At 65.2% G+C, this 18,448-nt stretch carries 22 protein-coding genes and 1 pseudogene; 12 read left to right on the top strand and 11 right to left on the bottom strand.

Annotated features, from left to right (window positions below; all coding sequences use genetic code 11):
- Positions 1–17 precede the first annotated feature (17 nt).
- Both H276_RS0108900 and H276_RS0108895 read left to right on the top strand, forming a co-directional pair.
- The gene (locus H276_RS0108900; RefSeq protein WP_019970953.1) at positions 18–383 is read left to right on the top strand and encodes a GntR family transcriptional regulator; all 366 of its coding nucleotides are present in this window, start codon (positions 18–20) and stop codon (positions 381–383) included.
- Positions 384–517: 134 nt separating this feature from the next.
- The gene (locus tag H276_RS0108895) at positions 518–3,694 is read left to right on the top strand and encodes a cytochrome P450 (protein ID WP_196807868.1); all 3,177 of its coding nucleotides are present in this window, start codon (positions 518–520) and stop codon (positions 3,692–3,694) included.
- 3 nt (positions 3,695–3,697) lie between these two features.
- On the opposite strand, the gene H276_RS0108890 is transcribed toward H276_RS0108895, so the two are convergent.
- From H276_RS0108890 to H276_RS0108880, 3 genes are all read right to left on the bottom strand, one after another.
- A complete protein-coding gene (locus H276_RS0108890) occupies positions 3,698–4,537 on the bottom strand; it encodes a class I SAM-dependent methyltransferase (RefSeq protein WP_019970951.1) in 840 nt (279 codons plus the stop codon).
- A 25-nt stretch (positions 4,538–4,562) separates the two neighbouring features.
- Positions 4,563–5,078 (bottom strand): DUF1697 domain-containing protein, encoded by a 516-nt coding sequence (locus tag H276_RS0108885; protein ID WP_019970950.1) that lies wholly within the window; start codon positions 5,076–5,078, stop codon positions 4,563–4,565.
- A gap of 73 nt (positions 5,079–5,151) precedes the next feature.
- Positions 5,152–5,973, bottom strand: a complete 822-nt coding sequence (locus tag H276_RS0108880) for a class I SAM-dependent methyltransferase (RefSeq protein WP_155943004.1) — start codon at positions 5,971–5,973, stop codon at positions 5,152–5,154.
- A gap of 31 nt (positions 5,974–6,004) precedes the next feature.
- Between H276_RS0108880 and H276_RS0108875 the strand changes: the two genes are divergently transcribed.
- The gene (locus H276_RS0108875) at positions 6,005–6,448 is read left to right on the top strand and encodes a PPOX class F420-dependent oxidoreductase (RefSeq protein WP_019970948.1); all 444 of its coding nucleotides are present in this window, start codon (positions 6,005–6,007) and stop codon (positions 6,446–6,448) included.
- 17 nt (positions 6,449–6,465) lie between these two features.
- Positions 6,466–6,636, top strand: a complete 171-nt coding sequence (locus H276_RS24575; RefSeq protein WP_019970947.1) for a DUF5302 domain-containing protein — start codon at positions 6,466–6,468, stop codon at positions 6,634–6,636.
- Here the strand turns inward: H276_RS24575 and H276_RS0108865 are convergent.
- The 3 genes from H276_RS0108865 to H276_RS0108855 all read right to left on the bottom strand — a co-directional run bounded on the left by H276_RS0108865 (position 6,633) and on the right by H276_RS0108855 (position 9,690).
- Positions 6,633–7,976 (bottom strand): acyltransferase, encoded by a 1,344-nt coding sequence (locus tag H276_RS0108865; protein ID WP_019970946.1) that lies wholly within the window; start codon positions 7,974–7,976, stop codon positions 6,633–6,635. The two genes, H276_RS24575 and H276_RS0108865, sit on opposite strands and share 4 nt — an antisense overlap.
- 35 nt (positions 7,977–8,011) lie before the next feature.
- Complete coding sequence (locus H276_RS0108860) at positions 8,012–9,241, bottom strand: MFS transporter (protein WP_026356746.1); 1,230 nt, start codon at positions 9,239–9,241, stop codon at positions 8,012–8,014.
- A gap of 146 nt (positions 9,242–9,387) precedes the next feature.
- Positions 9,388–9,690 carry a hypothetical protein gene (locus H276_RS0108855; protein ID WP_019970944.1) on the bottom strand — a complete coding sequence of 101 codons (303 nt, stop codon included), beginning with the start codon at positions 9,688–9,690 and terminating at the stop codon, positions 9,388–9,390.
- 98 nt (positions 9,691–9,788) lie between these two features.
- On the opposite strand from H276_RS0108855, the pseudogene H276_RS24570 reads away from it, so the two are divergent.
- Positions 9,789–9,887 (top strand): annotated as a pseudogene (locus tag H276_RS24570) (Fe-S cluster assembly protein HesB); the annotation flags it as partial.
- A gap of 22 nt (positions 9,888–9,909) precedes the next feature.
- Here H276_RS24570 and H276_RS0108850 read toward each other — a convergent pair.
- Positions 9,910–10,572, bottom strand: a complete 663-nt coding sequence (locus tag H276_RS0108850) for a HEPN domain-containing protein (RefSeq protein WP_019970943.1) — start codon at positions 10,570–10,572, stop codon at positions 9,910–9,912.
- Between the two features lie 89 nt (positions 10,573–10,661).
- Here H276_RS0108850 and H276_RS0108845 point away from each other — a divergent pair, with 89 nt between their 5' ends.
- The 3 genes from H276_RS0108845 (at position 10,662) to H276_RS23970 (ending at position 12,760) form a co-directional block, all read left to right on the top strand.
- A complete protein-coding gene (locus tag H276_RS0108845; protein WP_196807867.1) occupies positions 10,662–11,789 on the top strand; it encodes a TIR domain-containing protein in 1,128 nt (375 codons plus the stop codon).
- An 80-nt stretch (positions 11,790–11,869) separates the two neighbouring features.
- On the top strand, positions 11,870–12,445 hold the full coding sequence (locus tag H276_RS0108840; RefSeq protein ID WP_019970941.1) for an HhH-GPD-type base excision DNA repair protein: 576 nt from the start codon (positions 11,870–11,872) through the stop codon (positions 12,443–12,445).
- A 165-nt stretch (positions 12,446–12,610) separates the two neighbouring features.
- Entirely contained in the window at positions 12,611–12,760 is a 150-nt protein-coding gene (locus H276_RS23970) for a DUF1059 domain-containing protein (protein ID WP_019970940.1), read from the top strand.
- A gap of 78 nt (positions 12,761–12,838) precedes the next feature.
- Here H276_RS23970 and H276_RS25270 read toward each other — a convergent pair whose 3' ends face one another.
- Together H276_RS25270 and H276_RS0108825 are read right to left on the bottom strand one after the other, a co-directional pair.
- Entirely contained in the window at positions 12,839–13,915 is a 1,077-nt protein-coding gene (locus H276_RS25270) for a hypothetical protein (protein ID WP_019970939.1), read from the bottom strand.
- A gap of 43 nt (positions 13,916–13,958) precedes the next feature.
- Positions 13,959–14,606: a hypothetical protein gene (locus H276_RS0108825; RefSeq protein WP_019970938.1), complete on the bottom strand. Its 648-nt coding sequence runs from the start codon at positions 14,604–14,606 to the stop codon at positions 13,959–13,961.
- Positions 14,607–14,884: 278 nt separating this feature from the next.
- Between H276_RS0108825 and H276_RS0108815 the strand changes: the two genes are divergently transcribed.
- A complete protein-coding gene (locus H276_RS0108815) occupies positions 14,885–16,078 on the top strand; it encodes a mannosyltransferase (RefSeq protein WP_019970936.1) in 1,194 nt (397 codons plus the stop codon).
- Here the strand turns inward: H276_RS0108815 and H276_RS0108810 are convergent.
- Entirely contained in the window at positions 16,023–16,307 is a 285-nt protein-coding gene (locus tag H276_RS0108810) for a 4a-hydroxytetrahydrobiopterin dehydratase (protein ID WP_026356744.1), read from the bottom strand. The two genes, H276_RS0108815 and H276_RS0108810, sit on opposite strands and share 56 nt — an antisense overlap.
- Positions 16,308–16,334: 27 nt before the next feature.
- Between H276_RS0108810 and H276_RS0108805 the strand changes: the two genes are divergently transcribed.
- The 3 genes from H276_RS0108805 (at position 16,335) to H276_RS0108795 (ending at position 18,044) form a co-directional block, all read left to right on the top strand.
- Positions 16,335–16,727 (top strand): (deoxy)nucleoside triphosphate pyrophosphohydrolase, encoded by a 393-nt coding sequence (locus H276_RS0108805; protein WP_019970934.1) that lies wholly within the window; start codon positions 16,335–16,337, stop codon positions 16,725–16,727.
- 455 nt (positions 16,728–17,182) lie between these two features.
- The gene (locus tag H276_RS0108800) at positions 17,183–17,518 is read left to right on the top strand and encodes a wax ester/triacylglycerol synthase domain-containing protein (protein ID WP_026356743.1); all 336 of its coding nucleotides are present in this window, start codon (positions 17,183–17,185) and stop codon (positions 17,516–17,518) included.
- 73 nt (positions 17,519–17,591) lie between these two features.
- Positions 17,592–18,044 (top strand): pyridoxamine 5'-phosphate oxidase family protein, encoded by a 453-nt coding sequence (locus H276_RS0108795; protein WP_019970933.1) that lies wholly within the window; start codon positions 17,592–17,594, stop codon positions 18,042–18,044.
- A 7-nt stretch (positions 18,045–18,051) separates the two neighbouring features.
- Here the strand turns inward: H276_RS0108795 and H276_RS0108790 are convergent, their stop codons facing one another.
- A complete protein-coding gene (locus H276_RS0108790) occupies positions 18,052–18,315 on the bottom strand; it encodes a hypothetical protein (protein WP_019970932.1) in 264 nt (87 codons plus the stop codon).
- Positions 18,316–18,448: the final 133 nt, after the last annotated feature.

Here is an 18,448-nt window from a genome sequence, read left to right as displayed (position 1 = left end):
TGGGTGATACTGAGCACGTGACCGAGTTGGGGGATTGGGTCCGGGTCGATCCGGATATCGACAGGCCGTTGTTCGACCAGTTGAGAATCCAGATCATCGACGGCATCAGGGACGGGCGGCTCCCGCCGGGTACCCGGTTGCCGACGGTCCGGGACCTGGCGGGCCAGATCGGTCTGGCCGTCAATACCGTGGCCAGGGCATACCGTGAGCTGGAGAGCGCTGGTGTACTCGAGACCCGCGGCCGGTACGGCACCTTCGTGGCCCGGGCCGATCCGGCGGATGCCGCGATGGCCGCCGCCGCGAGTTCGTTCGCTGAGGCCGCCCGGGCGCTCGGTATCGACAAGGTCGACGCGCTGCGCTACCTCGACGCCGTATTTGATTAGACGCAGGTAGTCGACTGAGCCGTATTCGGCTGACCGCGGTGTGCCCACCCCGTGGCAGGTTGCCGGGAATTCCGCACAAACTACTCAGCTCGTTTCCCGAAGGCGGCGGCGACGCGTGGCTATGCTCCACGCCCGTGGAGACATTTACGGCGGCACTGCCACCTGATATCGACGGCGTGCCTTCGGCCGTCGGCGTGGCACTGCCACCGGGGCCGGTGCCCGGCCGGCCTTACGCGCTGCCCGCGGATGTCCTCGCCGAGCAGTACGGGCCGTTGTTCTACGCGGACTTCACCGGCAGCCGGCGGCTCTACGCGTGTTCGTTGACTCTGGTGGACGAGTTGTGTGACGAGGCTCGGTTCACCAAGGGCATCACCAGCCGGCTGGACCGGTTCCGCGTGCTGGCCGGCAACGGTCTCTTCACGGCCTATCCGGGTGAGGACGGCTGGCAGCAGGCTCATGACGTCCTGATTCCCGGGTTCAGTTTCAGCGGCCTGCGCAGCTACCACCCGGCCATGCTCGACATCAACCGCCAGCTCCTGGCGCTGTGGGACAAAGCTGCCGGTGCCGACGAGCACCGCTTGGTTGACGTCGCGGGTGACCTGGCAAAACTTGCCATGGACACCGTGGGCCTCGCCGGATTCGGGGCCAGGTTCGACTCCTATCGCCGCGACGGACTCGCGGAGATCCCCGCTAGTTTCGCGGCCGCGCTGGAGCAGATACTCACTCCGGGCGGTAGCGAACGGCCGGAGTTCGCGGCCGAGCGTGACAAGCTCTACGCCTTCATCGAGGAGCTGATCGCCGGGCACCGGGCGGGTGCCGTCGACGTCGACGATCTACTGGTCCTGATGCTGCGGCCGGATGCCGACGGCACTCCCCGCCTCGATCATGACCTCATCCGTAAGCAGATCCTGACGTTCATGGTGGCCGGCCAGGACACCACGTCGACGCTGATGCCGACCGCGCTGTACAGCATCGTCAAGAACCCAGCGGTGCTGCACCGAGCGTGCCCCGAGGTGGACGCGATCTTCGGGCCCGACGACGACCATGTGCCCGCATTTGACGAGATCGGCAAGCTCACCTACATCCGCCAGATCGTCGACGAAACCCTGCGGCTGTCCCCGCCGGTTCGGGAGTTCGATCGAATGGCGTTGGCGGACACCGTGATCGGCGGCCAGTATCCGGTGCGCAAGGGCGAGGTCGTCACGGTGACCAACTCGGCGCTGCACCGGCAACCCGAATGGGGCGACAACGTCGACATGTTCGATCCGGACCGGTTCGACACCGAGCGGGCCGCCGGCCGACCGGTCAACCTGTTCAAACCTTTCGGCACCGGAGCCCGGTCCTGTATCGGGCGCCAGTTCGCCTTGCACGAGGCGACGATGGCGCTGGCGACCCTGGTACACCGGTACCGCTTCCTCGACGTGGAGCATTACCAGCTGCGCACTTCCAGTGACCTGCTGCGTAAACCGGTCGGATTCCACCTCGAGTTGGCGCGGCGGACCCCGGCGGAGCGCCGGCATGCGGGCCCGGCCCCGCAGGCGGCCCCCGCGGCACGGCGACGGGCACTGGCCGCGCCGGGATCGAAAGTGACTGTGCTGCACGGCTCGAACCTCGGCAACTGCCGGTCGTTGGCGCAGCAACTGGGCGACGAGGCGACCGACCTCGGCTATCAGGCCACCGTGGCCGCTCTCGACACCGTGGCGGGCGCACTGCCCACCGAGGGAGCGCTGGTGGTGATCGCCGCGTCGTACAACGGCCAACCCACCGACGACGCGCGGCAATTCGTCGAGTGGCTCGACAATCCCGGTACCCCGGCACAATCGGTCATACCGTATGCCGTACTCGGTGTCGGAGACCGGAACTGGGCCGAGACCTACCAGACCGTGCCCAAGCACATTGCCGAGCGCCTTGCGGAATTGGTTGGCCCACCATTGATTCCCCGCGGTGCGGCTGATACATCCGGCGACTTCGCCGGAACCGTCGAGGAATTCTCCGTGACGCTCTGGGGTGCGCTCGCCGGGGCCTCGGGCGCCCCGGTCGCGACCGATGGCGCTGCCGCAGACGGTACCGTCAGCGGCGAACTCCTCTACGACCTGCGCGCCATCGACGGACCGGTCACCTCGGCGATCGACGCCCGCTTCGAGGTGCGGCCGGCCACCGTGCTGGACAACGTGACCCTGGTCGATGTCGACGGCGTGATGGGAAATGCCAAGCGGCTCATCCGGATCGCACTGCCCGACGACCTCGAATATCAGACGGGGGACCATCTGACGGTCCTGCCCGACAACTCTGCCGAGGTGGTCGAGGAGGTCGCCGAACTGCTGGAACTGCGGCTCGATCGCCGCATCTCGGTCAATCCGCGGCGCAGCACCCGGCGTGCCATCGCCATCGACCGGGAAGTCAGTGTGCGTGAATTGCTCACCCACTTCATCGAGCTGCGCAAGCCGGCCAGCCGTACCCAGCTGTTACGGCTCGCGGCGGCGAACCCGTGTCCTCCCGAACGGGCGGCGCTGACCGAACTTGCCGACAACCCCGAAACCCGTGCGATGAGCGTCACCGAATGTCTGGCCGAGTTCGCGGCGACCGCCCTGTCGCGGGCTGAGCAGCTGGAGTTGTTCGAGCCGATGTCGACCCGGCACTATTCCATCGCTTCATCGGCGCGTCTGCTGCCGCGCGAGGTTGAACTGGTGGTCAGTGTGCTGGAGGGCCCTGCCCGCTCAGGGTACGGCGTCTTCCGTGGCGTCTCCTCGAGCTATCTCGCCGAAGCCATACCGGGACAACAGATTCGGATGCGTGTCGACACCGCCCGGCGGGCGTTCCGGACCGGTGCCGAACCGGCCAGAAACGTCATCCTGGTCGGTGCCGGGACCGGGGTGGCACCGTTTCGGGGCTTCATCGGGGACCGGCTGGCGGCGCAGGCCGCAGGCGAGCCGTTCGCCCCGGCGCTGTTGTTCTTCGGGGTGCGGCACCCCGACGTCGATTACCTGTTCCGCGACCAGTTCGAAGCGGCCGAAAAGGCCGGCGTGGTGCGGATGCGCCCGGCGTTCTCCCGACACCCCGAGGACGAGATCCGGTATGTGCAGGACCGCATCGCCGCCAACGCCGACGAGGTGTGGGCGATGCTGGGAGATCCGGACATGGACGCCCATGTGTATATCTGCGGAGACGGCGCCCGGATGGCTCCCGCGGTGCGGGCCGCGTTCCGGGACATCTATCGCCGGTTCACCGGCGCCGACGATGCCGCCGTCGCGCGCTGGCTTGCCGATCTGGTGAACACGGATCGCTACGTCGAGGACGTATGGGCTCAGTAGCCGTCAGCCGAATTCCAGCAGCGTGCACGCCGGGCGCACGGAATCCAGTGCGGGTAACCGCTGCACCGACCGCAGCAGGGTATTGATCAGCCGGCCCCGCCCGGCAGGCAGCGGAACGTCGCGCACTGCGCGGATGCCCGCAACGGTGTTGACCAGGTCGGCGGCCTGCGCCGGCGACATGCTGAACGGCATGGGCGGCAGCTTGTACCGCAGCGACGTCCATAGACCGCGACGGCTCCAGGCGCTGAACCAGGCCGGCGGCAGGTCGAACATCATCTGGCCGCCTCCGAACCGTTGCGCGCAAGCCGTGATCAGTGACATCGCCTCATCGGGCTGCAGGTACATCAACAGTCCCTCGGCGGTGATGAACACGCCGTCGGTGGTATCGACGCGGTCCATCCAGCTGAAGTCCAGCGCCGATTGCGCGCACACGCCGACCCGCTCGGACGCCGGCAACAGCTTGCTGCGCAGCTCGATCATCGGCGGCAGATCGACCGTGAGCCAGCGGAACTCGTGGCCTACACCGGCGGCGTCGAGCCGGTAGAAGCTGGTCTGTAGGCCTTCGGCGAGGGCGACGACGGTGGCTTTCGGATGGTCGACCAGATAGCGGCGGGTGACACCATCGAAGGCCAGCGCGCGCAAGGCCATGTCCTGGCGCCTGCTGGGCCCGAACTTGGCGAAGTCGAAATCGATCGAGTCGACCAGTTGGATCGCCATCGGATCGTCGATCAGGGAATCAGCGCGGCGCGCCTCGGTCGCCCGCACCTGCAACGTCAGCAGCGCGGTCTCCGAGACACCGGTCAGCGCACTGCCGTCCACCTTGGCAACTGGGGTACCCGTCATGGGCACGAATGTAGATCAATCCGCCTCAGCGCAGCACCTTGTCCAACGTGCGCAGGTTGCGGGTCGTGGTCGAGGACTTGTACCGCTTCTTGCCCATGGTCTTGCCGATGGTGCTGTCCAGGGTGGTGTTGCGGGCCACCTGCCAGTAGAGCACGCCGTCACCGCGCTGCACCTTCTCCTCGGGGCCCGGTTGCAGGGCCGCCAGTTCATCGAGCAGCTCGGCGTCGTCGACGAACGTGACATATGAATGATGGCCTTCGACTTCACGCTCGAACGGGTAGCTGGTGGCTATCGCTGCCACGGTCTTGACGTCGTACACCAGCACCCACGCCTCGTAACCGAACGTGTCGCGCAGCGTCCGCTCGGCGGCGCTCCGCACAGCCTTGGTGCCGGATCTGCTGTCCAGCAACACATTTCCGCTGGCAAGGACCGTCTTGACGTGGTCGAAGCCGGCCTCGGTGAAGGCCTTGGCCACCTCGGCCATCTTGAGGTTCACCCCGCCGACGTTGACGCCGCGCAGAAAGACCGCATATCGGGGCATGGGATTACTCCTTGAGCAGGGTGGCCAGTTTCTGCCCTTTGCCTGACACAATATTCGGCGCGAGCGGCCGGAGCTAGGCGAATTCCAGCAGCGTGATGCTGGGCCGGGCGCGGTGGAAGGCGCCGATCCGGTCGAGCGAGGGCGACGCCGCCAATTTGAACAGGCCGCGTCCCGGCGGCAGCGCGATGTCGCGGGCCGCGCGCACGCCGGGTATGCGCTCGGCCAGGGCCAGCCCTTCGTCAGCGGTCAGCCCGAACGGCATCGGTGGCGCGACGTAACGGTCGGAAAGCCGGAGGCCTTTGAGGGTGCGGCGGCTGAACCAGTGCGGGATCGAGTCGAACATGAACCAGCCGCCGGGGAAGCGGGCCGCGCAGTCTGTGATCAGGGCCAGAACCTCGTCGGCCGGCAGGTACATCAGCAGGCCTTCGGCCGTGATGAAGACCCCCTGTGACGCGTCGACGTGGTCCATCCAGCTGCGGTCCAGCGCAGACTGCGACAGTGCCACGATGCGGTCGTCGGCGGGCAGCAACTGTTCGCGCAGCGCCATGACGGGCGGCAGATCGACCGAGTACCAAGTCAATTCATCGGTCAGGCCGGCGTGGGCGAGCCGCCAGAAGCTGGTCTGCAGACCTTCGGCCAGAGCTACCACCGCGGCCCGCGGGTGCATCGACAGATACTCGCCGGCCATGGCGTCGAACGCGCGTGCCCGCAATCCATGTGACTGGTTCGGCTTGCCGAATTTGAGATAGTCGTAGTCGATGGCGTCGAGCAGGGTGACCGCCCGTGGGTCCCTGATCACGCCATCGGCGCGTTTGGCCTCGGTGCCTCGGTTGTGCAGGGTCCACAATGTGGTGGCTGAGACGCCGTCCAGGCTGTTGCCGTCGATCACACTCATCGAGCCGATGGTAACGACGTACGCTCGGGTCATGGGGCGCCAGGTATTCGACGACAAGCTCTTGGCATTGATCAGTGGCAACTCGATGGGCGTATTGGCTACGATCAAAAAAGACGGGCGGCCGCAGCTGTCGAACGTTTCCTACCACTTCGATCCGCGTGCGGTCGCGCTGGAGGTGTCCATCACCGAACCCCGGGCCAAGACACGCAACCTGCGCCGTGATCCGCGGGCATCGATCCACGTCAGTTCCGACGACGGTTGGGCCTACGCGGTCGCCGAGGGCGACGCCATCCTCACCCCGCCGGCGGCTTCCCCCGACGACGACACCGTCGAGGCATTGGTCGCGTTGTATCGCAACATCGTCGGTGAACACCCGGATTGGGACGATTACCGGCGGGCCATGGTCGACGACCGCAGGGTGAAGCTGACCCTGCCCATTTCGCACCTGTACGGAATGCCGCCCGGCCGTCGGTGATTGGCTAGGCTGGCCCCATGGCGGAGACACCGGAAGAAGACGACACCAAACGTAAGTTCCGGGAGGCGCTGGAACGAAAGAAGGCCCACTCAGCCGGTGGATCGGCGCACAAAGACGGTGGCAACAAGCAGCCCCGCACGCACGGCCCGGTAGAGAACCGCAGGGAGTTCCGCCGCAAGAGCGGTTAGCGCGACGCCAGCCAGCGGGCCGCAGCCAGCGCCGTGAGCATCATCGCGACGCAATACAGGCCCTGGTCCCTGAGCCCCCACGCCACCGAGATCAGCGTGGCTGCACCCGCCGTGCAGAGCAGCAAACCGACTGCGGCGCTGCGGATTCCGGGCTTGCCCACCGATCCGCCGTCCCACAGTGGCAGCGGTGAGTTCTCCAGCGGTCGCAGCGCGACGAACGCCGTCGCCACCAGGACGGCCATCAGTGCCAGCTGTACCACCGACAGTGCGATGAATCCGGGGGAGGCCGGGTCGTACCGGTCCAAGCCCAGGCGATCGAATACCAAGTGCATACCCAGCAGCAGTGGCATGTGCCAGAGGTACAGCGTCATCGCACCGGAGTTGCCGATCGCGGCCAGCCACCAGACGCGGGGCCGCTGCGCCCAGCGGGAGATCGCGGGTGCCGCGGCGATCGCAAACGCGCACATCATGATGGCGTGCCCGGCCAGCAACAACGACGGCGGTGTCATGTTCTTCAGATGCTGGCTCTCGATGCCCACCAGGCTCAGCTCATAGGGTCCGAAGATCAGCAGCGCCAGGTTTACGCCGAGCGCGACGAAGCCGATCGCCAGGGCCGAGCGGGCGGGGAGCAGTCCGCGGCGGTAGGCGACCCCGAACATGCCGGGGATCAACCACACCACGGTGTTGAGATAGCCCAGCGTGGTGTATCCGTTGACGTTGATGCGGATTACGTCGATTGTGGCGATGAACGCATACGTGCCGATCACAGCTGCGGCCAGCTGCGCGGTCGTGGTGATCCGGGCCAGTAGCGGCACCGCGGCGAGCACCAGCACGTATGCGCCGAGGAACCACAGCAGCTGGATCGAAATTCCTGCGACCGGCTCATACACGTGCACCGGGAGCACGAACCGCAGCACCGTCAGCGTCACGCCCCAGAACGCCAGGTAGTAGAACACCGGCCGGTATAGCCGGGTGCAACGCTTGAGCAGCCAGTCACCCCATGGCTGGATTGCGGGCACCGCCCGCGGCGAGATGCCGGGCCGCCAGGACGTCACGGATGCGGCGACCCCGGCGAAGAAGAACAGCGGCATGATCTGGAACACCCAGGTCAGGGCCTGGAACACGGTCGACGCTGTGAGCAGGTTGCTCCAGACGAAGACGTCGTCGCGGATGGTGCTCGTCGCCATGACCGTGTGTCCGAACACCACGGCGACCAGGGACACGACGCGGATCACATCGATGGCCCGGTCACGGCCGGCCGGCGTGGTTGCCTCGACTTCTGCGGGGGTGGGAAACAGTGATGCGGCTTTCCGGGCCGGCGTGGCGGCAGCACTGGTCATGGCAGCAACGCTAAGGCCGGCTCGCGCCATCGGACCTAGGTAGAAGCACTCAAATCGACTGTGCGCGTCTGCCGGGACTCCTGCCAGAGGATCGCCACCATGCAGATCACCGAAAGCACCCCGACGGCGATGGCAAAGGCCAGGCCTGCAGTCCGCAGGCCCCAGTCGCGCGCCGCCAGCCCCTCGCTGACCACCGGCAACGAGATCGCCACATAGGCGACGACGAAGTAGGTGGAACTGACCTCGGCGCGGCGTCCGGGCGGCGTCAGCTCGGCGACGGCGGCCAACCCGCGGCTGAAGCTGATGCCTTGTCCCGCACCTGACACCACGGCCGCGGCGATCAACCCGGGTAGCGACGAAAAGTACAGCGCGGCCGTCAGAATGACCATGCCGACCGCCAGGATGGCGCAGCCCACCGCCACTGCCCGTTGCGGGGGAATGCGTGTCGCGCCGATCTGTGCGACAGCGGATGCGGCAAAGATCGAACATGCGATGGCACCCGCGATCGCATGGTTGTCGATGCCGATGACATTGGCGAGGAATGACGGCGCCACCGCGGTGAACAGGCCGGCCACGGCGAAGCCGGCGAATGCCGCCAGCGCCGCGATGATGAATATCGCGCGTACCTCGACCGGAACGGAGAGGCGTTGCACGCCGATACTGCCGATGCGTTCCGAGGTCTCCGGGACGACCAAGATAGCGATGCCGGCCATGGCGGCGAGTGCGATGTGGATGAGGAACGGCAACTGCAGCGGATGCGGAGCGTACTGCACCAGCAGGCCGGCCAGCAGCGGTCCGGCGCCGAGACCACCGATGTTGGCGATCGTCGCGACGGTGGCGGCGCGTGCGTGCCAGCGGCGCGGCGCGGCCTCGATGACCGCGGCCGTGCCTGTCCCGGTGAACAGACCCGCCGACAGGCCGGACAGCACTCGTCCCACGAGCAGTAGCGGCACCGAATCGGCGACGAGGAACACCACCGCGCTGGCCAGCGCGGCCACCACAGCGGCCAGCAGCATAGGCCGTCGGCCCACTGCATCGGACCAGCGACCGAACACCAGCAACGCGAAAAGGACCCCGCCGGCGTAGGCCGCATAGATGACCGTGGTGGTCAGGACTGCGAAATGCATCCGCTCGGCGTACAGCGCGTACATCGGGGTGGGCAGGGTCGTGCCGACCATGATGGCCGCGAAGGCGTAGGCGAGCAGGGCGAACGCGAAGGCGGAGCCGGAGCGATGGCCGAACGAAAAGCGCCGGAGATCAGGCATGTGCCATACCAACGTGTCGGCACGGCCGTGCAATTCCGTGTCGAACGTCACGCCAGAGTGGCTGCGGAGATCCAGCGCCACGCTGGCGTGACATTCGGGCGCTCAGTTCGCCCGCCCAGGTCGAGATGATGACCGAAGCCCGCTGATTACTGAACCGGGCAGGCGTACTTTCTGGCAACGTCCATCACCCGCTCCTGTGCTCCGGGGCCGATGACGCCTTGCGCGGCCAGTTCCAAACCGATGTATCCCGGTAGGCCGCCGATACACGCCTGGTGGGCAACGCGCCACGCGGTGTCTGGATTCAGGTGGTAGCCATTGCGGTCGAGCCCTTGCATGTACTCGGCGAATGCCGGCGTGCCCTGGTCTGGCACTGCATTGGCCGTGGCGGCCAAGGCAATAGCGGTAACCACCGCTGCGAGAAGAGGTGCAAACACACGTCTCATGTCCATCTCCTATGGGCATATCCACCGGTTATCGCGTACACGTTCGCACACTGCACTGACACAGGCGGCAAAACCCCGGCACCGGGTGGTCCTAAGCTGACAGCGTGGCGAAACTGCAGCTAGTTCAAGACCCGGCCGCCGATGCTCTGCTCGAGGACAATCCGTTCGCGCTGTTGGTCGGGATGTTGCTGGACCAGCAAGTGTCAACAGGATGGAAGCCGCCAACTACCAGAGTGTCTTGCCGGTAGCTCCTCGAACGACGGTGTTCACCGCCCCACCAGTCTTGCCCACGAGTTTCTTCACGTGCTCGTAGTAGTCAGTTACGTGCGATTTGTGAACACTTGCCGAAGCCGACCCTCTATGTGCGATTGAGCCGCGAAGCGCTACGTATTTGTCGAGCTTTTCGGAGGCTGATGATACCGACATTCCGCTCCATGCCCACTTAGCTGAGATCTTCTTGACTCCAAGGGCTTTGACGAACAGCTCATCGATCTGAGCGGTCTTCGGCGTGTTCAGCTTCCGGTTGCGTTCTTCGCGTAGACGATCGAGTCGCGATCTCAGAACTTGTTTCCAGCCGGTATCGGCCAACTGCCAGACCGCGAGTTGATTGTCGTCGTCGCTCAACTCCTTCACGATCTGTTTCTTGAGCTCGAGCCGAAGTTTTTGAGCCTCCGGAGAGTGTTGGACCAGGTGTGCCAGTCCCTCCGCGGCGACGTCTTCACAGTAGGCCTCCCAGAACGCCGTGACGAGGACGATAGCCGCTTTATTCAGAACTTCGACTTGTCTACGCCGCCCTGGCGCGGTGCCCGTGATGCTGGCGTGAAGTTCCAGCAGCCTGTCGATGTCTTCGCAGTTCTTGTCGAACGCGGCCTGGGCCTTCGATGCCATCTCGCCTCCTTGTTATCACCTCAGTCGCCAACATTCAGCGTATGCGACGAATGTAGCGTATGTCATGTATAGCGTGTATGGTGCAGGGTATGAAGATCGAGAGTGACGCCGCTCCTGGCGGGACTAACCGGCCAAGGGGCACCAAGATCAGCCAGGCCGACATTCCTTCGATGGGTTTGCAAAAGGCAATCCGTGTACCTGTGGCGATCGCTGAGAACTACGCGTCACATCCGACCCGTCCCATTGATGTGGCCGCGGCATTGGAAATGACTCCGAGTTCAGGGACGTTTCGTACGATCTGCGGCGCGGCGCTGGGGTATGGGTTAACGGAAGGAGGCCCGAATGCTCCTGAGATAGCCATAACCCACCTTGGTGCGCGGGTAGTAACGCCTACGGAAGTCGACGACGACAAGGCCGCACTGCGCGACGCCGCCTTGAAGCCCTCCGTCGCCCAGAAGTTCTACACAAAGTACGACGGTTCCCAACTTCCTCCGAAGCACATCGCGCAGAACGTCCTGGCCACGTTCAATGTGCCCGTCGACCGGACGTCTGCCGTGTATGACCTTCTGATCGAGAATGCCAACTACGTTGGATTCATCAAGAGGATCAAGGACAAGGATTTCGTCGACATCGGATCATCGGTCGTATCTGGGGAGGCTGTTGAGAACTCCTTGGTAGTTCCGGAGGTCGAAACTGACCCCGGCACCGGTGGTGCAGATACGTCTGAGACTCAAACGGAACAGGTTGATCCACCGCCGCCGGCCCCCGACCGCATCAAGAAGAACGCGATCTTCTTGGGGCATGGATCCAACCGTCAGCCAATGGAACAGCTCGTCAAGATCCTGAACGAATACGGGATTCCTCATAAGCAAGCTGTTGAGGAGCCGAACCGGGCGCGACCCATTCCGCAAAAGGTCGCTGATGTCATGCAGGAGTGCGGAGCCGCCATCCTCATCTTCACTGCCGACAAAGAATACTTTGATAAGGATGGGAACAGCATCTGGCGCCCCAGCGAGAATGTCTCCCACGAGCTGGGGGCTTCCTCGGTGCTCTACGGCGACAGGATCGTCGTTTTCAAAGAGAAGGGCATAGAACTTCCTTCAAACTTTAGCAGCGTCGGCTACATCGAGTTTGAGAAGGATAGGTTGGGAGAGAAGGGTATTGAGCTCTTCCGTGAACTCGTCAGTATGAAAATCGTTTCAATCTCAGTGGCTTAGCGGATCTCCGAGACCGCGAGCTTTCGGGCGGATTAACCCTGATCAACCTTTCTCTTCGCAATACCGATCGGAGATAGACTGTGGTGCTTTGGCTTACGGAAGACGCGGATGCGAATCTGCTACTCGAATCGAGCCCGTTCGCCCTCTTAGTGGCGATGCTTCTTGATCAGCAGATCCCGATGGAAACGGCATTCGCCGGGCCCAAGAAGATCGCCGACCGCATCGGCGGCGTCGACGCCGTCCAGATCGCCGAGTACGACCCGGAGGCGTTTGTCGCGCTGTGCTCGGAAACCCCTGCGATCCATCGGTTTCCGGGGTCGATGGCCAAACGGGTGCAGGCGCTGGCCCAGGCCATCGTCGACGAGTACGACGGCGACGCGACCATGCTGTGGACCGCAGGCGATCCGGACGGCAAAGAGGTGCTGCGCCGTCTCAAGCTTCTGCCCGGTTTCGGTGACCAGAAGGCGCGGATCTTCTTGGCGCTGCTGGGTAAGCAGTACGGCGTGACGCCGATCGGCTGGCGGGCTGCGGCAGGCGATTACGGAGAGGCCGGCACTCACATGTCGGTAGCCGACGTGGTCGATGTGGGGTCGCTGCAGAAGGTGCGCACGTACAAGAAGCAGATGAAGGCAGCAGCGAAGGCAGCCAAGGCCTGATTCTGCGTGCAGTCCTTCCTTCGAGGGCTGAACATTCGATCTGCACGCAGTCTCGACGCCCCGCGCGGCGTCTATGCTGCGGTGAACTGACGGGTGGCACCGGTGGTGCGCATGACGTCGTAGATCTCCATGCTCCATCTATCTCACATATGCAATCGTGAAGATATGGCGAAGACACATCTCAATTGCCCGTGCGGTGAAGCGATCACCGGAACCGACGAGGACGATCTGGTCGAGAAGGTGCAGGCGCATCTGGCCGAGGCGCACGCCGGACGTGAGTACGACCGGGACATGATCCTCTTCATGGCCTACTGACGGGTCAAGACAAAATTCCCGGCCGCCGGCCGATGGCCAGCGACCGGGAATTCCGTTCCCCATTTTTCTGTGATGTGGTCAGGGCACCACCGTCGAACCGATGGTGGGCATGAACTGGCATTGCTTCTCAGTGGTCGAGACCTGGCCGAAGATCGTCGAGATGATGCTGCCCGAACCGGTGTCGGCCACGGCGGTCAACGTCGTCGGGCCTTGCGGGTTGATGTCCGAACGTGGCTTGAGCGTCGCGCTGCCGGACTTGCCGGTGGTCAGGTTCACCCAGGTGACGTTCAGCGGCAGCTTCTGCTCATCCGCCGGTCCCGGAGTGCCGATCGCGGTGAACACGTAAGCGGTCTGGCCCGGCCCGGGGCCCGGTGTCGGGATCTTGGCGGGACCGGCAACTGAAATCGCCGTCGCCAGAACATTTCCGCCGTCCTTCAGGCATCCGTTGCTGATCGACGGATACATGAAGTCCTGGGTCACCGGGCTCTCCGGCCCGAATCCCGGTGCGGCTGCGGCTGCGGGATCCGCCGCCGGGCCCGGTGCGGGGTCGGGTGCTGGAGCCGGTGCCGCTTCAGGCGCGGGTGCTGCAGCGGGAGCGGGAACGGGTGCTGCATCGGGAGCGGGTGCTGGAGCCGGAGCAGCTTCGGGTGCTGGAGCCGGAACAGCCTCGGGTGCCGGGGCCGGGGCAGCTTCGGGTGCTGGAGCCGGGGCAGCTTCGGGTGCCGGGGCTGGGGCAGCCTCGGGTGCGGCCAACTGGGCCGGCCCAACCGCATTGGCGGGGTCGACGCCCGTCGGCAGATGGGCCTCCGGGCCTGCACCGGCGCCCGGTACGTGCGCTTGCGGTGCCGGTACCGCGGCAGCGGGCTCGGCGACGAAATGGTTGACCGCGGTTGCGACATTGCGGGAGTCGTCAGGCGCCGACTTGTTGGCTGCAAAGGCCTGCGCGGCTGCCATCAGCAATTGCGCGGCACCCGCAGGGTCCGCCGCGGCCTGCTGGATGACAGGGCTCAGGCTCTGCACCGCCGACAGACCAGGTGCCTGCGCACCGTCGATCGGCAGCGGCGCCGGATCGGCATGGGCCACGCCGCTGCCGAGCAGTACGACGGCCGACGCTGCGATTCCAGCGGCGGTGGCGAACAACGTTTTCGGTGACATGGCTCTCCCTAGTACGTTTCGGACGGTCAGACCGGGTCGGTGATCAGGGCAGGCCGGCGGTCAACAGCGGAGCCAGAGCCAGCGGAGACGTGGACGCCGGGACCGCGGCGGCTGGAGCAGCTGCCACTGCGGGTGCCGCGGTGGCAGCTGCTTGTGTCGCGACGGGTGCCAGGTTCGCCAGCGGGTTGCCCACGGACATCAGCCCAGCCAGATCGCCCGGAATGCTCACTTTCTGCGGCAGCGGGATCGGCATGCCCGGCACCTGAGGGATGTTGATGTCGGCCGACGGGATCAGTGAGCTGGCGGGTGTCGCCGCCGGAGCGGCCGTCGTCGCGGCGGGCGCGGTAAGAGGCGACGGCGAGAGCGGCGACGCCAGTGGTGAGGTGGCGGCCGGTGCTGTGGCCGCGGTTGCCGGCATCTGGGGCAGCGTCACCGATGCGGTAGCCGCGGGCGCGGGTGCCGGCGCCTGCGCGGCAGGGGCTCCCGTCAGCGCCGAGGTGACTCCCTGCAATAGCTGCGGCGCGATGGCCGGTGCGGCCGCGAGCTCGTTGACGATCGGCAGGTTCGGCATCGCGGGTGCCGGCGCGGGGGCCGGATCAGCGGCCGCAGTGGCGCTGAGCGCCAACGCGACCGGGACCGCGCCTGCCGCGGCGATCATGCTGGTGGAAACTGCTTTCCAGGTGAGCTTCATGGTTCTCCCAAATCGGTTGACTGCACGGCTGTGCCTGAAACTACGGAGTTACTGGTGTTACTCAAGTGACACGTGTGGCGGTTATTCAACCGTTACGGCAGTGACGGGTATCGGTTACCAGAGCCGTCGGCGGGACTGCATCGGCAAACACCGCCACGAGCGTCACGCTGGAGTGGCGGTCGGTGTCGAGCGCCACTCCAGCGTGACGGGGTCGGGCGAACGCTAGAGTCGGGTCGGTAGACACGACGCCCGCCAGAACCGTTCCGACCGCATCGACCATGCGGCTGTATCGCTATGCGTGGTTACTGCTGGCGCTGAGCGTTGCGGCGCGCCTGGCCTTCTCCTACCTGGTGCCGAACGGCACAAACATGGTCGACCTGCACGTCTATCTCGGCGGTGCGGCGGCGCTGGACCATCCGGGCACCCTCTACCAGTACACGTACGGGGACAAGACGCCCGATTTTCAGTTGCCGTTCACCTATCCACCGTTCGCCGCGATGGTGTTCTACCCGCTGCAGTTTTTCCCGTTCGGCGTGGTCGCGTTCTTCTGGCAGATCGCCACGATTGTCGCGCTCTACGGCGTTGTCCGCGTCACCCAGCGAATGCTGGGCCGGTACACGGACCCGCGGCTGGCCCCGCTGTGGACGGCAGTCGGCATCTGGACCGAACCCCTGCGCAGCACGTTCGACTATGGGCAAGTCAATGTCATCCTCACGCTCGCGGTGATCTACGCGGTGTATTCGAAGCGGTGGTTGCTGTCGGGTCTGCTGGTTGGCTTGGCCGCCGGGGTGAAGCTGACCCCAGCCGTCTCGGGGCTGTACTTCCTCGGCGCGAGGCGCTGGGCCACCGTGGCGTTTTCGGCTGTGGTCTTCTTCGGCACGGTGGCGCTGTCGCTGCTGGTGGTCGGCGATGAGGCTCGGTACTACTTCACCGATCTGCTCGGCGATGCCCGCCGGATAGGGCCGATCGGCACGGTGTTCAACCAGTCCTGGCGCGGCGGGATATCCCGCATCCTGGGTCATGACGCGGGCTACGGTCCGGTGGTGCTCGTCGGTATCGCGGTGACGGCGCTGCTCGCGCTGCTGGCGTGGCGGGCCATCGGGGGCAGTGACGGTGACCAACTCGGCGGGATCATCATCGTCAGCCTGTTCGGGCTCCTGCTGTCACCGATCTCCTGGACGCACCACTGGGTGTGGCTGATCCCGCTGATGATCTGGCTGTTGCACGGTTCGCTGCGGGACCGCCGTGGGGCGCAGATCCTGGGGTGGGGCTGGCTCGGCCTGACACTGATCGGAGTGCCGTGGCTGCTCAGCTTCGCGCAGCCGACCATTTGGGAAATCAGCCGGCCGTGGTACCTGGCCTGGGCAGACCTGGTCTACCTCGTGGCGACGCTGGCGACGCTGGGCTGGGTCGCGACTACTGGCCCAGGATCCGGTCGATTTCGCGCGCCATATCGACGTCCTTCTCGGTGATGCCGCCGGCGGAATGCGTCACCAGCGCGAAGGTGACTGTCCGCCAACGGATGTCGATATCGGGATGATGATCCTTCTGTTCAGCGAATTCCGCGACACGCCGCACCGCATCGATTCCGTCGAGAAACGCCGGGAATTTGACGGCTCGGCGCAGGGCACCTGCCGCGTGTTCCCAGCCGGGCAGGTCAACTAGTGCGGCGTCAACCTGATCATTCGTCAACACAGCCATGTCTTCGACCGTATACCGTCGGGCGCGATGGATGAGCAGATCGTCGTTGCGGGTGCGCTGATCTCTGCGGGCGCGCTGCTGGTGGCCCAGCGTGAGCGGCCGCCGGAGCTGGCCGGGCTGTGGGAGCTGCCCGGCGGCAAGGTCGGGCCGGGGGAGAGCGACGCCGCCGCGCTGGCGCGGGAGTTGCGGGAGGAGCTCGGTGTCGGGGTGAGCGTAGGTGCGCGGATCGGTGTTGACGTCGTTCTCAATGCCACCATGACATTGCGCGCCTACCTTGTCGCGCTGACCGACGGGAGTCCGCGTCCGCAGGACCATCGCGCTCTGCGCTGGGTAACTCTCGACGACCTGCACCTCCTGGACTGGGTTCCGGCGGACCGGGCGTGGATCGACGACCTGGCTGCGGCGATGCACCCCGGCTGAGCACGGCTGTTCAGGATTTGCCGGATGCAATTCTGTGAGATGTACCGGCTGCTCGCCCGGGCTAAATGCGAAGAGCACCAAGTTATTCCGACTGCCTGTAGAACAGCCGACGGTATTCACAATCGCGGTGTGCAGATGCCCACGCCCGCCGCGCCGCCGGTGTCGTAACGACGAAAGGTCAAGCCCCCGAACGCCTTCCGATGGTAACTGGAGTTCGCCGCCACCGTCGGGCGCGTCGCGGGACCGCTCATCCCCGAGTCCTGCTGATCTACCGGCGGCGATGCGCCGGGCCGGTGTTCATGACCACCACGCGAATGGCAAGGTCATATATCTGACGCATGTTTTCGATGCGCTTACCGGCTATCTGTTCCGGTCGTACAATGCGGTGAGTGACTCAGCAAACTAGGGACTTTCGGCTCTGTCTTCGTGCCCGGCCACCGGCGCACAGTGGTGACATGGAGCAGTTGACCGCTCTGGACGCGGGGTTCCTCGAAGCCGAGGATTCCGATCGGCACGTGAGCTTGGCGATCGGCGCTGTCGCTGTTCTCGACGGACCGATGCCCGATGTCGACACGGTAATGGCTACCCTGGCCGAACGTGCTTGCTCGGTGCCGCGACTGCAGCACGTGCTGCACACCCATCCGCTCGATCTCGCGGCCCCGTATTGGGTGCAGGACAACAACTTCGACGCGGCGCACCATCTCCACAGCACCGCGCTGCCGCGTCCGGGCGATGACGCGGGCGCTGTACCGTCTGGTCGGCGACGTGATGGAGCGGCGGTTGGACTGTGACCGCCATCAGCGTCGGGCATTGGCGTTCCACTCCGGTTGGGACTCTCCAACTCGTACAGGGAGGTTGATCAGTATGACCAAGGGATCCGAACTCGACGTCCTGACCCGCAGGCAGTGTCTCGATCTGTTGCAGGGGCCACGCGTCGGGCGGTTGGTGTTCACCGAGGACGCCGTGCCCGCGGTGCAACCGGTCAACTATCGGATGTGGCGGGACGACGTGGTGTTCCGAGTCGCGGGCGGGCCGAAGCTGACCGCGGCCATGCACAATCAGGTGGTCGCATTCGAGGTCGACGAGCTGGACGCAGATCTACACACCGGCTGGAGCGTGACGGTCGTCGGGCATGCGAAGCCGATCACCGACGTGGATGAACTCGTCGAGGTTGCCGGCACGTTCGTGCAGCCATGGGTAGAGGGCCGGCGCGAACACTTCGTCCGAATCACCGCCGAGAAGGTGACAGGGCGGCAATTCCGCAGTCGCGGAGTACCGCACTACCGGGGTGCGGCCGCCGGGCTCGAAACTCAATAGCGCAGGCCTAATACCGCAGGCGGTCGCCGACCACCCGCACCATTCCGGGGTGCTGGGTGGTGTACAGCGGATGCAGGATCATGGGGTGCCGGCAGTGCGCGCAGGAAGCCTGCGGCTGATTCACCGACGCCAAGGTCAGATGGTGGCATTCACTGCAGCGGACGACGTAGCACGTGCCTACCCAGTTCGCCAGTCCCAGGTAGATCGCGACTGTCGTCCCTGCCGCCAACACCATGATCAGCGCCATGGTGAGCACTTCGTAGACCGTCATGACGGGTTACCTCCGATCACGCCAGTGCCAACCCAAACTTCAAAGGTAGCGCGCGATCATTACGACTTTCTGGCACTTCGGAACACCTTGTCCAGTTCTTTACCGCGTAATCCATTGTGCTCGGCCTTGCGGA

The sequence above is a fragment of the Mycobacterium sp. 141 genome, from assembly GCF_000382405.1.
Classification (GTDB): Bacteria; Actinomycetota; Actinomycetes; order Mycobacteriales; family Mycobacteriaceae; genus Mycobacterium.
The sequence above is the reverse complement of the archived record's forward strand: the minus strand, read 5'-3'. Positions and strand labels throughout refer to the sequence as shown.

Excerpts from the sequence above, each read along its gene's own strand:
- H276_RS0108790 (WP_019970932.1), bottom strand. The coding sequence starts at position 18,315 with ATGACGGTCTACGAAGTGCTCACCATGGCGCTGATCATGGTGTTGGCG.
- H276_RS0108815 (WP_019970936.1), top strand. The coding sequence starts at position 14,885 with ATGCGGCTGTATCGCTATGCGTGGTTACTGCTGGCGCTGAGCGTTGCG.
- H276_RS0108795 (WP_019970933.1), top strand. The coding sequence starts at position 17,592 with ATGACCAAGGGATCCGAACTCGACGTCCTGACCCGCAGGCAGTGTCTC.
- H276_RS0108825 (WP_019970938.1), bottom strand. The coding sequence starts at position 14,606 with ATGAAGCTCACCTGGAAAGCAGTTTCCACCAGCATGATCGCCGCGGCA.
- H276_RS0108845 (WP_196807867.1), top strand. The coding sequence starts at position 10,662 with ATGAAGATCGAGAGTGACGCCGCTCCTGGCGGGACTAACCGGCCAAGG.
- H276_RS24575 (WP_019970947.1), top strand. The coding sequence starts at position 6,466 with ATGGCGGAGACACCGGAAGAAGACGACACCAAACGTAAGTTCCGGGAG.
- H276_RS0108875 (WP_019970948.1), top strand. The coding sequence starts at position 6,005 with ATGGGGCGCCAGGTATTCGACGACAAGCTCTTGGCATTGATCAGTGGC.
- H276_RS0108810 (WP_026356744.1), bottom strand. The coding sequence starts at position 16,307 with ATGGCTGTGTTGACGAATGATCAGGTTGACGCCGCACTAGTTGACCTG.
- H276_RS0108855 (WP_019970944.1), bottom strand. The coding sequence starts at position 9,690 with ATGGACATGAGACGTGTGTTTGCACCTCTTCTCGCAGCGGTGGTTACC.
- H276_RS25270 (WP_019970939.1), bottom strand. The coding sequence starts at position 13,915 with ATGTCACCGAAAACGTTGTTCGCCACCGCCGCTGGAATCGCAGCGTCG.
- H276_RS0108800 (WP_026356743.1), top strand. The coding sequence starts at position 17,183 with ATGGAGCAGTTGACCGCTCTGGACGCGGGGTTCCTCGAAGCCGAGGAT.
- H276_RS0108805 (WP_019970934.1), top strand. The coding sequence starts at position 16,335 with ATGGATGAGCAGATCGTCGTTGCGGGTGCGCTGATCTCTGCGGGCGCG.
- H276_RS0108850 (WP_019970943.1), bottom strand. The coding sequence starts at position 10,572 with ATGGCATCGAAGGCCCAGGCCGCGTTCGACAAGAACTGCGAAGACATC.
- H276_RS0108890 (WP_019970951.1), bottom strand. The coding sequence starts at position 4,537 with ATGACGGGTACCCCAGTTGCCAAGGTGGACGGCAGTGCGCTGACCGGT.
- H276_RS0108880 (WP_155943004.1), bottom strand. The coding sequence starts at position 5,973 with ATGAGTGTGATCGACGGCAACAGCCTGGACGGCGTCTCAGCCACCACA.
- H276_RS23970 (WP_019970940.1), top strand. The coding sequence starts at position 12,611 with ATGGCGAAGACACATCTCAATTGCCCGTGCGGTGAAGCGATCACCGGA.
- H276_RS0108860 (WP_026356746.1), bottom strand. The coding sequence starts at position 9,241 with ATGCCTGATCTCCGGCGCTTTTCGTTCGGCCATCGCTCCGGCTCCGCC.
- H276_RS0108865 (WP_019970946.1), bottom strand. The coding sequence starts at position 7,976 with ATGACCAGTGCTGCCGCCACGCCGGCCCGGAAAGCCGCATCACTGTTT.
- H276_RS0108885 (WP_019970950.1), bottom strand. The coding sequence starts at position 5,078 with ATGCCCCGATATGCGGTCTTTCTGCGCGGCGTCAACGTCGGCGGGGTG.